This is a genomic window from Proteus faecis, from assembly GCF_003144395.1.
Taxonomy (GTDB): domain Bacteria; phylum Pseudomonadota; class Gammaproteobacteria; order Enterobacterales; family Enterobacteriaceae; genus Proteus; species Proteus faecis.
On record NZ_PENZ01000028.1, the window covers coordinates 109780 to 121609 of the forward strand.

The window sequence follows — 11830 nt, forward strand, 5'->3', positions numbered from 1 at the left end:
ACAATTACATTACCAAACGACGTAAATCACTCATGTACTGATTAATCAGAGTGATGAATCGAGCACCATCAGCACCATCGATCACACGGTGATCGAAAGATAGTGACATTGGTAAAATCAAGCGTGGTACGAATTCTTTACCATTCCATACTGGTTTCATAGAAGAACGGGAAAGTCCCATAATCGCAACTTCTGGTGCGTTAACGATTGGTGCAAAACCGGTAGTACCGATACCACCAAGGCTAGAAATAGTGAAACATCCGCCTTGCATATCTGCAGCTGTCAGTTTACCTGCTCGTGCTTTCTTAGAAACTTCAGCTAACTCATAAGACAGTTCGATAATGCCTTTTTTGTTAACATCTTTGAAAACAGGAACAACAAGACCGTTAGGTGTATCTACTGCAATACCGATATTGATGTATTTTTTCAGGATCAGTTTCTGTCCATCTTCAGAGATAGAGCTGTTAAAGCGAGGCATATCTGCCAGTGCTTTCGCAGCAGCTTTCATGACGAAAACTAACGGAGTGATCTTAACATCCAGTTTTTTCTTCTCAGCTTCTTTATTTTGCTGCTTACGGAATTCTTCAACCTCAGTGATATCTGCTTCATCAAACAGATTAACGTGAGGGATCATCACCCAGTTGCGGCTTAAGTTAGCACCAGAGATTTTCTGGATACGGCTTAATTCAACTTCTTCAATTTCACCAAACTTGCTGAAGTCAACTTTAGGCCAAGGTAACATGCCTGGTAATCCGCCACCTGCATTCGCTGGTGCAGATTCAGCACGTTTAATTAACTCTTTCACATAAGACTGAACGTCTTCACGTAAGATACGACCTTTACGACCAGTACCTTTTACTTTCGCTAAATTCACACCAAATTCGCGAGCTAAACGACGAATGACTGGCGTTGCATGAACGTAAGCGTCGTTTTCAACAAATTCTTCTTTCGCCGCTGGCGCAGTCGCTTGTGCTTTAGCGGGTGCTGCTGGTGCAGAACTTGCTGGAGCTGGCGCAGCTGCCGCTGGTGCTTGAGCAACAGGCGCTGCTCCGGCAACTTCAAAAGTCATGATCAGTGAGCCAGTTTTCACTTTATCGCCCACAGCAATTTTGATCTCTTTAACCACACCGGCAAATGGTGCTGGAACTTCCATTGAAGCTTTATCACCTTCAACAGTGATCAGAGATTGCTCTTCAGAGATGGTATCACCCACTTTCACCATCACTTCAGTCACTTCAACTTCGTCACCACCAATATCTGGAACATTCACGTCTTTCACAGCAGATGCTGCTGGTGCAGATGCGGCAGGAGCTGGCGCTGCTTGAGCAACAGGTGCACTACCTGCAACTTCAAATACCATGATAAGAGAGCCTGTGCTCACTTTATCGCCTGTTGCAATTTTAATTTCTTTCACTACGCCAGCAAAAGGTGCTGGAACTTCCATTGAAGCTTTATCACCTTCAACAGTAATCAGTGATTGCTCTTCAGCAATGCTATCACCCACTTTAACCATTACTTCAGTAACTTCAACTTCGTCACCGCCGATATCTGGAACGTGAACTTCTTTTAATTCAGCTGTCGCAGGTGCAGCAGCTGGTGCAGGCGCAGTAGCTTGAGCAGGTGCTGCTTGCGCGGCACCTTCTGCTTCGAAAATCATGATAAGAGAACCTGTTTGGACTTTATCGCCCACAGCAATTTTGATCTCTTTAACCACACCCGCTTGTGGTGATGGAACTTCCATAGAAGCTTTATCACCTTCTACGGTAATCAAGGATTGTTCTTCCTCAATACGGTCGCCCACTTTCACCATCACTTCGGTGACTTCAACTTCATCAGCACCGATATCTGGGACTTTAATTTCAATAGACATTCACTTTACCTCTTACGCCAGACGTGGGTTTACTTTTTCAGGGTTGATGTTGTATTTTTTGATTGCTTCTTCAACAACCTTCACATCAATCTCACCACGTTTAGCTAATTCACCTAATGCAGCAACAATCACATAAGAAGTATCAACTTCGAAGTGGTGACGCAGGTTTTCACGGCTATCAGAACGACCGAAACCATCTGTACCTAATACGCGATAATCATCTGCTGGTACATAAGTGCGAACTTGTTCTGCGAACAGTTTCATATAGTCAGTAGATGCAACAGCTGGCGCATCATTCATAATTTGAGCAATGTAAGGTACACGTGGTGCTTCAGATGGGTGTAGCATGTTCCAACGTTCACAATCTTGACCATCACGAGCCAGTTCAGTGAATGAAGTTACGCTATAAACATCAGAACCGATGCCGTATTCAGCAGACAGGATTTGTGCTGCTTCACGAACGTGACGCAGAATAGAACCTGAACCCAGTAACTGAACTTTACCTTTCGCGCCTTCCAGTGATTCCAGTTTGTAGATACCTTTACGGATACCTTCTTCAACACCGGCTGGCATTGCTGGCATATGGTAGTTTTCGTTCAGTGTAGTGATGTAGTAATAAACGTTTTCTTGTTTATCACCATACATACGCTCTAAACCATCTTGCATGATAACAGCAACTTCATAAGCGAATGCTGGATCATAAGAGATACAGTTAGGGATAGTCAGCGATTGAATATGGCTATGACCATCTTCGTGTTGTAGGCCTTCACCGTTAAGTGTTGTACGGCCTGAAGTACCACCCACTAAGAAACCACGAGCTTGTTGGTCACCTGCTGCCCAGCATAGGTCGCCAATACGTTGGAAACCAAACATTGAGTAGTAGATATAGAATGGGATCATTGGCAGATTGTTAGTGCTGTAAGATGTTGCAGCTGCTAACCAAGATGCGCCAGCACCCAGTTCGTTAATACCTTCTTGCAGAATTTGGCCTTTAACGTCTTCTTTATAGTAAGCAACTTGCTCACGATCTTGAGGCGTATATTGTTGGCCATTCGGGCTGTAGATACCGATTTGACGGAACAGACCTTCCATACCGAAAGTACGTGCTTCGTCAGCAATAATTGGAACTAAACGATCTTTGATAGATTTATTTTTCAACATTACGTTCAGTGCACGAACGAATGCGATAGTTGTAGAAATCTCTTTAGATTGTTCTTCCAGTAATTGGCTGAAATCTTCCAGTGTAGGAATATCCAGTTTTTCTTCAAAACGAGGACGACGTGCTGGCAGGTAACCACCTAAATCCTGACGACGTGCGTGCAGGTATTTGTATTCTTCTGACTCTTTGTCAAAAGTAATATAAGGCAGGTCTTTGATTTGCTCATCAGCAACTGGAATATTGAAACGATCACGGAAATGGTGAACGCCATCCATGTTCATTTTTTTAACTTGGTGAGCAATATTTTTACCTTCTGCAGTTTCACCCATACCATAACCTTTAATGGTTTGAGCTAAAATAACAGTTGGTTTGTTTTGAGTGTCTTTTGCTTTTTGGAATGCAGCAAAAACTTTCTTCGGATCGTGACCACCACGGTTTAATGCCCAGATTTCATCATCAGTCATATCTTTAACTAATGCAGCAGTTTCTGGGTAACGATTGAAGAAGTGCTCGCGAACATAAGCGCCATCACGAGATTTAAATGTCTGGTAGTCACCATCCAGAGTTTCATTCATTAATTGAATGAGTTTACCAGAGGTGTCTTTACGCAGAAGCTCATCCCAACGATCGCCCCACATTACTTTGATAACGTTCCAGCCAGCACCTGCGAAGATACCTTCTAATTCGTTAACAATTTTGCCGTTACCTGTAACTGGGCCATCAAGACGTTGTAAGTTACAGTTAACAACGAAGCACAGGTTATCTAATTTTTCGCGAACTGCGATGGTGATAGCACCTTTAGATTCTGGCTCGTCCATCTCACCATCGCCTAAGAACGCATAAACGGTTTGTTTAGTCGTATCTTTTAAGCCACGGTGATTCAAATATTTCAGGAACTTAGCTTGGTAAATTGCAGATAGTGGTCCCAGACCCATAGAAACTGTAGGGAACTGCCAGAACTCAGGCATTAATTTAGGGTGTGGATAAGAAGATAAACCTTTACCACCAATTTCTTGACGGAAGTTGTTTAATTGCTCTTCAGTTAAACGACCTTCTAAGAATGCACGAGCGTAGATACCTGGGGAGATATGACCTTGGAAGTAAACCAAGTCGCCACCATCAGTTTCATTTTGCGCGCGGAAGAAATGGTTAAAGCACACTTCATATAAAGTTGCAGAAGATTGGAATGACGCCATGTGTCCGCCGAGTTCCAAATCTTTTTTGGATGCACGCAGAACCATCATTACTGCGTTCCAGCGAATAGCAGAACGAATACGACGCTCTAATTCCAGATTGCCAGGGTAAGCGGGTTCATCTTCAGCAGGAATGGTATTGATATAATCACTGTGTACAGCACCGCCTAAAGCGATATTAAGACCACCATTACGGGCTTGTTTTAATACCTGATCAATCAGGAACTGTGCACGCTCAACACCTTCTTCACGGATGACCGAGTCGATCGCTTGTAACCAGTCGCGAGTTTCGATCGGATCCACGTCATTTTTCAGCATATCTGACATGGTGTATTCCTTATCTGTTATCTGTTTTTAATGGTTATGGGAGCCTATCTTCCCGTTATACCCATCTGATATGACGGGAAGATAGGCCCTGCTGTTATTACCGCTTCCCCTGAAAATTACAGGGCGATAGGTAGTACAGACTCAGCGGTCAGGATCTGTGCTACTAAAATAAATCAGGATGTTGTTGTAGCCGGCGCAAAGAGCGCTCACGGCGAGTATGTTCACGACTCATATCCAACAAAACATCTTCAATAAAGGCCAAATGGCGATGTGATGCTTCACGAGCAACTTCTGGCTCTCTATTAATAATAGCCTGATAAATTTGACTACGATGTTCACTTACTGCAGTTAACATCTCTTTACGAGTGTAAAGAAACTCAAAATTCTGGCGGATATTCTGCTCAAGCATTGGCACCATGCATCGTAATAAATGCAATAAAACAACATTATGAGCAGCTTCCGTAACAATTAATTGATATTGCAATACAGCTTCTGACTCAGCGGCTAAATCACCCTTTTCGTGAGCTTTCAAGATGCAATCATGACTAGCTTTGATACGTTCAAGATCTTCATCAGTGCCACGTAATGCCGCATAATATGCAGCAATACCTTCAAGTGCATGACGAGTTTCTAAAAGATCAAATTGAGATTCGGGATGTCCGCTAAGCAGTTGAGCTAAAGGATCACTAAAACTTTGCCAGAGATTGTGCTGAACAAAAGTCCCCCCGCCTTGGCGACGGAGTAAAAAACCTTTAGCTTCTAATTTTTGAATTGCTTCACGCAATGAAGGACGAGATACATCAAATTGCTTCGCCAGTTCACGCTCAGGCAAGAGTTTTTCTCCCGGACGCAGAGTACCTTCTAAAATCAGATGTTCAAGCTGTTGCTCAATAACATCAGAAAGCTTAGGTTGGCGGATTTTTGTATAAGCCATATTGCTGGAAGCCATTATTGGATAACTATTACCTTAGTGATTGAGTTGTCAATTGGTAATACCAATTTAATATAACGGATAATAAAGTAACAAAGTATTCACTAACTGTCCATACAGTTGTTGAGCGAAATCATAAAAACCTGCAAATTTTAACAAATTATTTTAAAAATTCATCAAAAGTGATAACCAGTTCGCATTATTCAGAAACGTCAAAAATAAATTTTTTAACGTTTTTTAAACACATAAACAGTCAAACTGAAGCGTGACAGCAGTATTATCTTGAATTTAAATTCAATAAAAATGACTTTAAATTCATTCGAGTCGGTTATTTTGTTAACAAACTGCGGAAATAAGCCCAATCAAAGTGGGGCCCCGGATCGGTTTTTCTATTTGGTGCAACATCACTATGCCCAGTAATGTTTTCTTCAATGGCAGGATAAAGCGCAATAAGAGATTGAGTTATTTTCACTAATTGTTGGTATTGTTGCTGAGTAAAGTCGCACTCATCAGTGCCTTCAAGCTCAATACCAATTGAGAAATCATTACATTTTTCTCTGCCTTTATATAAAGAAATACCAGCATGCCAAGCTCTCTCGGTAAAAGGTACATATTGCACAATTTCACCATCACGACGAATAAGACAATGAGCTGATACTCTCAACCCCGCTATTTCACTAAAAAAAGGATCATCTTGTTCTGATAATGTATTAGTAAAAAGTTGATCGATATAAGGACCACCAAATTTTCCAGGTGGTAGGCTTATGTTATGAACAATCAATAAAGAGGGAACTTCCCCTTCAGGTCTTTTATCTTGATTAGGCGAAGGAACATGTCTCGCACTAGTAAGCCAACCTTGTTTAATTTCCATATCAACTCTCTTTCAATCAGTTTTCATCATTATCAATAAATTCATTTACTAATATTCGTCAATAAATGCGAATTCTCTCTCAATAATAAAGGCTAATTTTGTATATCACCTTTTTCTTTTCGATATTTTACTCAAACTTTATTTTATCTATTCGCCAATAAAGTCCTTTTTTTTCATACTACTAGCGTCTATTACTCAAGGAGGACGCTAGATGAATGTACTTAATTATCACTCTAATGAAAATGGTTTTACTCTTATGGAGCTTATGATTGTGATTGCTATCATCTCGATTTTAAGTTCTGTTGCTATTCCAGCCTATCAAGGTTATATCCAAAAGGCCGCATTAACCGATGTATTGCAAACACTGTCGCCCTATCGTTCTGCGATAGAATTATGTCGTTATGAAAATGACCCTCAACACTGTAATTCTGATTCAACCTTTATGCCGCAACAATTTCGTAGTCGATATTTGTCCGATATTAATGTGTTAAATGGCGTAATCAGCGCAAGCGGGAAATCACAACTTGATGGTCTAACGATCATAATGTCTTCAGAGAAAGGAGTTAACGACCTTCTTCCTGTATGGAAAACACAATGTTCAACAACAAATCTTGCATTGCAAAAACAGTGTAGTGAGATTCTAAAATCATATTAGTACGTTAGATATAAAGGACACTCATATTGAGTGTTCCTATTGCATGCTTTAAATATTGAAGACAACGTAGGTAAATCAAAAAGTATAAAGAGGTGAAGAATGGATATCACACACTCTGCAACAGAATTTATTGAATATCTATTACGTGAAAGTATTTTAAAACGCGTCTCTGATTTACATATAGAGCCTCAACAAACCAATGTAAGAATTCGTGCCAGAATAGATAATCATTTATATCTATTATCTTCTCCACCAGATGAATTTTCTGAAGAAATAGTAACTCGCTTAAAAGTACTTGCTAACTTAAATATTGCAGAAAAACGGTTACCTCAAGATGGACAATTTAGTTGGTCCTATCATGATAAAAACTATTCTATACGAATCGCGACACTCCCTACACTGTATGGTGAAAAAGTTGTTTTACGACTTATAAATAATTTACAACAACCAGAATTAAATCATCTAGGCTTTCAACTTTCCCATTTAACGCTATTAAAAAAATATTTAAATTTACCTCAAGGAATGATTTTAGTCACAGGGCCAACGGGAAGTGGAAAAACACTCACTTTATATAGTTGTTTACACTATTTAAATAAAGAGAACCTAAATATAAATAGTGTTGAAGATCCAATTGAATTACCTCTGAAGGGGATTAATCAAATTCAAATTTCTGAAAAATCAGGGATCTCATTCACAACAATATTACGAGCATTACTACGTCAAGATCCTGACATTATTATGGTAGGTGAAATACGTGATCAATCTACTGCTGAAATAGCAATAAAAGCAGCACAAACAGGACATCTTGTATTATCAACCTTACATACTAATTCGGCTTCATCTACAATAATGCGTCTACATAACTTAGGGATTGAAAAAGATCTTATCCATTCCTGTGTTAGTTTAATTATTTCACAACGATTAGTTCGTTGTTTATGCCCACACTGTAAAATATGCTTATCCAATAAACAGCATATTAATATAAATAAAGAAATCATCGAATTACCCAATTGGCAAGCTGTTGGTTGTCAACAATGCTGCTCAGGCTATAATGGAAGAACGGCTATCTATGACTGTTTTGAGCCCTCAAAACAAACTCACTCATCCCTTTATCATTTATTCTATTCCGGTTTTTTATTAATAAGACAAGGGATCACAACACTTGAGGAGGTTTATCAAACGCTTGGAGATATTGAATGAAATTACAGCTAATTTATTGCTATGATGCGTTAACTTATCAAGGGGAATTGTGCACAGGGAAAATACTCGCCTCTTCAAATAACGAAGCATTTATTAACTTAACTCAACAACAAAAAATCCCCATAAAGATCCGTTTATATAAGATCGTTTTATTTCAAGATGCTGATAAACAATATCGAATTCAATTATTCGAACAATTAGCTTTATTACTACATTCTGGTTTAGCACTTCTTCCTGCATTAACACTATTAAAAAATGAATGTCGTTATTCACATTGGCAATGTGTATTAGAAGATATTATTTTTAACTTAATGCAAGGAGGTTCTCTTTCTAAACAATTAAATCGCTATCCACTTTATTTTCCTACTTCACTAAATCGTTTTGTTCTTATTGGTGAAGAGAGTGGAAAATTAGATGAAGTGATTACACTACAAATAATACAGTTAAAAAAACAGCGAGAGATTGTAAAAAAAATCAAAAAATCGTTTAAATATCCTCTCTTTTTGCTGACTGTATTAGTTTTTATTACTAGTATTATGTTGCTTTATGTTTTACCTGAATATCAATCCTTATACAGCTCCTTTAATACAGAACTTCCTCATTTAACACTCGTTCTCATTAATTTTTCACAATGGCTTACTGATTATATCAGTATGATAGCGCTTATCTTTATCGGATTAATATTTTTTTATCGTTTAATTCGTTACTCTTTATCACCCTTTTATCTCGCTGAACAAGCTTTTTTTCTTCATATTCCCTATTTAGGTAAACTTTTAAAATATCAACAATTGCATCTTATTTTTCAGATAATCAGTATTACACAACAAGCAGGATTACCTTTATTACAAAGCTTAAAAATAGGAACAGAACAACTTTCACATCCTATTTATAAACAACTCCTTTCTAAAATGAGTGATCACATTATACAAGGTAAATCGTTGAGCTTATTTATGAAAAATGAGCCACTCTTTACGCCTATTTGTTATCAGTTTATTATTTGTGCAGAAAATTCAGGACAATTGCTCTATTTTTGCCAGCAATTAAGTGATTGGTTTTATCATCAACTCGATGAGCAATTAAATACCATTAGTACTTGGTTAGAACCAATACTCATGACAGTCATCGCCTTGATTATTGGTACATTAATCATTGCTATGTATCTTCCTATATTACAGTTAGGTGATACTATACAGTGAATCACAATTTTTATGAGTGAGATGCTGTTATTATGTGTTGCACTAACTTATTGATTGATGGTAATTCTATTACATATTATCAGGTAGAATGTTAGGGTAGCAGAAAATCGCCTATCATAATAACCGAATAAAACCCAAATATTGCGGTTATTATCTTGTGATAAAAACAAAATTAGGCTTTAGAATACCTAGACTAATAGTAAATTTTAATTCATTAAAAACAGATAAACACAAATGGCTTATACGGTTGCTCTTACAGGTGGAATAGGTAGCGGTAAAACTACCGTTGCTAATGCTTTTGCCTCATTAGGTGTACCTCTTGTTGATGCTGATATTATTGCTCGATTAGTGGTAGAGCCACGCTCCTTAGGACTAAATGCATTACATCAGCATTTTGGTGACTGCATTTTACTACCCGATGGCTCATTAAACCGAGCGCAGTTGCGCCAGATTATTTTTGAAAATAATGAAGAAAAAGATTGGGTTAACAATCTTCTCCATCCATTGATACAGCAAGAGACTCAAAAACAGATACAGCAAATTAAAGCGCCCTATTTTATTTGGGTTGTTCCATTATTAATTGAAAATAAATTAACGCATCTCGCCTCTCGTGTTCTTGTTGTTGATGTGACACAAGAAGAGCAAATAGAAAGAACAATGAAACGAGATGGCGTAAGTCGGGAGCACGTTCTCAATATTTTAAAAGCTCAAGCTCAAAGACAGGAACGATTAGCCGTCGCTGATGATATTATTGAAAATCACGATAATAGCCAAAATATGATTGAAAAAGTTAAGCAACTCCATCAGCATTACTTAGAATTAGCTCAACAAGCGTTACAGGACAATTGCCATGAGTGATGACATCACAACAATCATCTTCGAACATCCCCTCAATGAAAAAATGCGTTCATGGCTTAGAATTGAAAACTCATTGATTCAAATTAACAGTTTTAGTGCTATTGATTCATTACCCACGGCTCTCTCATTTTTCCGTGCGATATCAGAATTTATTGAAGTACTTGATCGTGGCGAAATCCGCGCTGAATTACTTAAAGAATTAGAAAAAAGACAAAAAAAATTACAGCAATGGCTTTCATTTCCTAATGTTGATAAAGCGATTGTCACTCAAATTATTGATGAATTAGCTGAAAATGCATCTGTATTAAGTAAAGCTCCTCGCATTGGTCAACATTTAAAACAAGATAAAGTCATCAGTTTAGTTAAACAGCGCCTAAGTATTCCTGGTGGATGCTGTAACTTTGATGTGCCGGCATTACATTTATGGTTAAGCCTACCTCAAGCAACTCGTGATGAAAGATTACAAAGCTGGCTGACGGGGTTATTGCCATTACAAAATGCATTAAATAGTTTACTTATGCTTATTCGCCAATCAGATACCTTTAAGCCCGTTCTCAGTCACCGTGGTTTTTATCAAGACAGTGCTGAAGAAGCTGAATTGCTACGTGTGAAGATAGCCATCGATCAGCAAATCTATCCCCAAGTCTCTGGGCATAAAAATCGCTATGCGATCCGCTTTTTACCACTTGATAGTGAGAATGGAACAGTCCCTCTAGATCTACCTTTTGAGATCGCTTGTTGCTAACATTATGTTTATTGATATGAGCATAAATCGCACCAATGAAATCTAGGAGAGATAATGAGCGAAGAATTAGTTGTAAAATGTCCAACCTGTCAAACAGAAGTTGTTTGGAATGAAAGTAGCCCTTATCGCCCTTTTTGTAGTAAGCGTTGCCAACTTATTGATTTAGGTGAATGGGCCGATGAATCAAAGCGTATTCCAAGCCAAAGCGATATTAATGATAGTGATGATTGGAGTGAAGCCCCACTACATGAGCCTAAAGACGTTTAATTTTCTAATCCTAAACATAAAAAATAGCCACTCAATCGAGTGGCTATTTTATTTATAAACGCTTATTTAACACTATTCTACTTTTGCAATAATGCCACGATGGTACGGTTTGCAGGCGGAAAATCATCAGCATTTAACGATCCAATAGATGTCCATTTAAATTCTTGCCCTTCTTTACCATAGGGCTCGTTATTCCATTGCGTGACTAAGAAAAAGGATAAAGTAATATGTCTATCTGGAAAATCATGCTCTACCGTTTCAAAAAGTGAGCATTGCGTTACATCAATACCAATTTCTTCTTGTAATTCACGGAATAGCGCCTGTTCTGGAGTCTCTTTATCTTCTAATTTTCCGCCCGGAAATTCCCAAAATCCTCCCATATGTGATTTTAGAGGACGTTGGGTGATAAAGACATTATTGTGTTGATCACAAATAATCCCCGCAGCAATATGTAGCTTCTTCTTATCCATTATAGACAACCTATTGAATATTCACGTTATTATAACAACTTACTGTTATTATAACGCATATCCAACGGTGCTACTCTGGTTTTCTTTC

11 protein-coding genes are annotated in these 11830 nt (G+C 38.3%); 6 read left to right on the plus strand and 5 right to left on the minus strand.

Features of this window, described 5'->3' with window-relative positions; translation table 11 throughout:
- Positions 1 to 4 precede the first annotated feature (4 nt).
- The 4 genes from aceF to ampD form a co-directional block, all read right to left on the minus strand.
- Entirely contained in the window at positions 5 to 1870 is a 1866-nt protein-coding gene (gene aceF, locus DK858_RS07650; RefSeq protein WP_109396889.1) for a pyruvate dehydrogenase complex dihydrolipoyllysine-residue acetyltransferase, read from the minus strand.
- A gap of 12 nt (positions 1871 to 1882) precedes the next feature.
- On the minus strand, positions 1883 to 4549 hold the full coding sequence (gene aceE / locus DK858_RS07655) for a pyruvate dehydrogenase (acetyl-transferring), homodimeric type (protein WP_109396890.1): 2667 nt from the start codon (positions 4547 to 4549) through the stop codon (positions 1883 to 1885).
- Between the two features lie 163 nt (positions 4550 to 4712).
- Positions 4713 to 5483 (minus strand): pyruvate dehydrogenase complex transcriptional repressor PdhR, encoded by a 771-nt coding sequence (pdhR, locus tag DK858_RS07660; RefSeq protein ID WP_109396983.1) that lies wholly within the window; start codon positions 5481 to 5483, stop codon positions 4713 to 4715.
- Positions 5484 to 5808: 325 nt separating this feature from the next.
- Positions 5809 to 6351, minus strand: coding sequence for a 1,6-anhydro-N-acetylmuramyl-L-alanine amidase AmpD (gene ampD / locus DK858_RS07665; protein ID WP_109396891.1), 543 nt, complete (start codon positions 6349 to 6351; stop codon positions 5809 to 5811).
- A gap of 211 nt (positions 6352 to 6562) precedes the next feature.
- Here ampD and ppdD point away from each other — a divergent pair, with 211 nt between their 5' ends.
- The 6 genes from ppdD to yacG all read left to right on the plus strand — a co-directional run bounded on the left by ppdD (position 6563) and on the right by yacG (position 11272).
- Positions 6563 to 7006: a prepilin peptidase-dependent pilin gene (ppdD, locus tag DK858_RS07670; RefSeq protein ID WP_109396892.1), complete on the plus strand. Its 444-nt coding sequence runs from the start codon at positions 6563 to 6565 to the stop codon at positions 7004 to 7006.
- 99 nt (positions 7007 to 7105) lie between these two features.
- Positions 7106 to 8206 carry an ATPase, T2SS/T4P/T4SS family gene (locus tag DK858_RS07675; protein WP_109396893.1) on the plus strand — a complete coding sequence of 367 codons (1101 nt, stop codon included), beginning with the start codon at positions 7106 to 7108 and terminating at the stop codon, positions 8204 to 8206.
- Entirely contained in the window at positions 8203 to 9402 is a 1200-nt protein-coding gene (locus DK858_RS07680) for a type II secretion system F family protein (protein WP_109396894.1), read from the plus strand. The genes DK858_RS07675 and DK858_RS07680 overlap by 4 nt, the downstream gene beginning before the upstream one ends.
- A 234-nt stretch (positions 9403 to 9636) precedes the next feature.
- A complete protein-coding gene (gene coaE, locus DK858_RS07685) occupies positions 9637 to 10260 on the plus strand; it encodes a dephospho-CoA kinase (RefSeq protein ID WP_109396895.1) in 624 nt (207 codons plus the stop codon).
- A complete protein-coding gene (gene zapD, locus DK858_RS07690; RefSeq protein WP_109396896.1) occupies positions 10253 to 11005 on the plus strand; it encodes a cell division protein ZapD in 753 nt (250 codons plus the stop codon). Before coaE ends, zapD begins: the two co-directional genes overlap by 8 nt.
- A gap of 54 nt (positions 11006 to 11059) precedes the next feature.
- Entirely contained in the window at positions 11060 to 11272 is a 213-nt protein-coding gene (yacG, locus tag DK858_RS07695) for a DNA gyrase inhibitor YacG (protein WP_109396897.1), read from the plus strand.
- Positions 11273 to 11349: 77 nt separating this feature from the next.
- Here the strand turns inward: yacG and mutT are convergent, their stop codons facing one another.
- Positions 11350 to 11742 (minus strand): 8-oxo-dGTP diphosphatase MutT, encoded by a 393-nt coding sequence (gene mutT, locus DK858_RS07700; RefSeq protein WP_072063371.1) that lies wholly within the window; start codon positions 11740 to 11742, stop codon positions 11350 to 11352.
- Between the last annotated feature and the right edge of the window lie 88 nt (positions 11743 to 11830).

Excerpts from the sequence above, each read along its gene's own strand:
- pdhR (WP_109396983.1), bottom strand. The coding sequence starts at position 5,483 with ATGGCTTATACAAAAATCCGCCAACCTAAGCTTTCTGATGTTATTGAG.
- aceE (WP_109396890.1), bottom strand. The coding sequence starts at position 4,549 with ATGTCAGATATGCTGAAAAATGACGTGGATCCGATCGAAACTCGCGAC.
- aceF (WP_109396889.1), bottom strand. The coding sequence starts at position 1,870 with ATGTCTATTGAAATTAAAGTCCCAGATATCGGTGCTGATGAAGTTGAA.
- ppdD (WP_109396892.1), top strand. The coding sequence starts at position 6,563 with ATGAATGTACTTAATTATCACTCTAATGAAAATGGTTTTACTCTTATG.
- ampD (WP_109396891.1), bottom strand. The coding sequence starts at position 6,351 with ATGGAAATTAAACAAGGTTGGCTTACTAGTGCGAGACATGTTCCTTCG.
- mutT (WP_072063371.1), bottom strand. The coding sequence starts at position 11,742 with ATGGATAAGAAGAAGCTACATATTGCTGCGGGGATTATTTGTGATCAA.
- zapD (WP_109396896.1), top strand. The coding sequence starts at position 10,253 with ATGAGTGATGACATCACAACAATCATCTTCGAACATCCCCTCAATGAA.
- yacG (WP_109396897.1), top strand. The coding sequence starts at position 11,060 with ATGAGCGAAGAATTAGTTGTAAAATGTCCAACCTGTCAAACAGAAGTT.
- DK858_RS07675 (WP_109396893.1), top strand. The coding sequence starts at position 7,106 with ATGGATATCACACACTCTGCAACAGAATTTATTGAATATCTATTACGT.
- coaE (WP_109396895.1), top strand. The coding sequence starts at position 9,637 with ATGGCTTATACGGTTGCTCTTACAGGTGGAATAGGTAGCGGTAAAACT.
- DK858_RS07680 (WP_109396894.1), top strand. The coding sequence starts at position 8,203 with ATGAAATTACAGCTAATTTATTGCTATGATGCGTTAACTTATCAAGGG.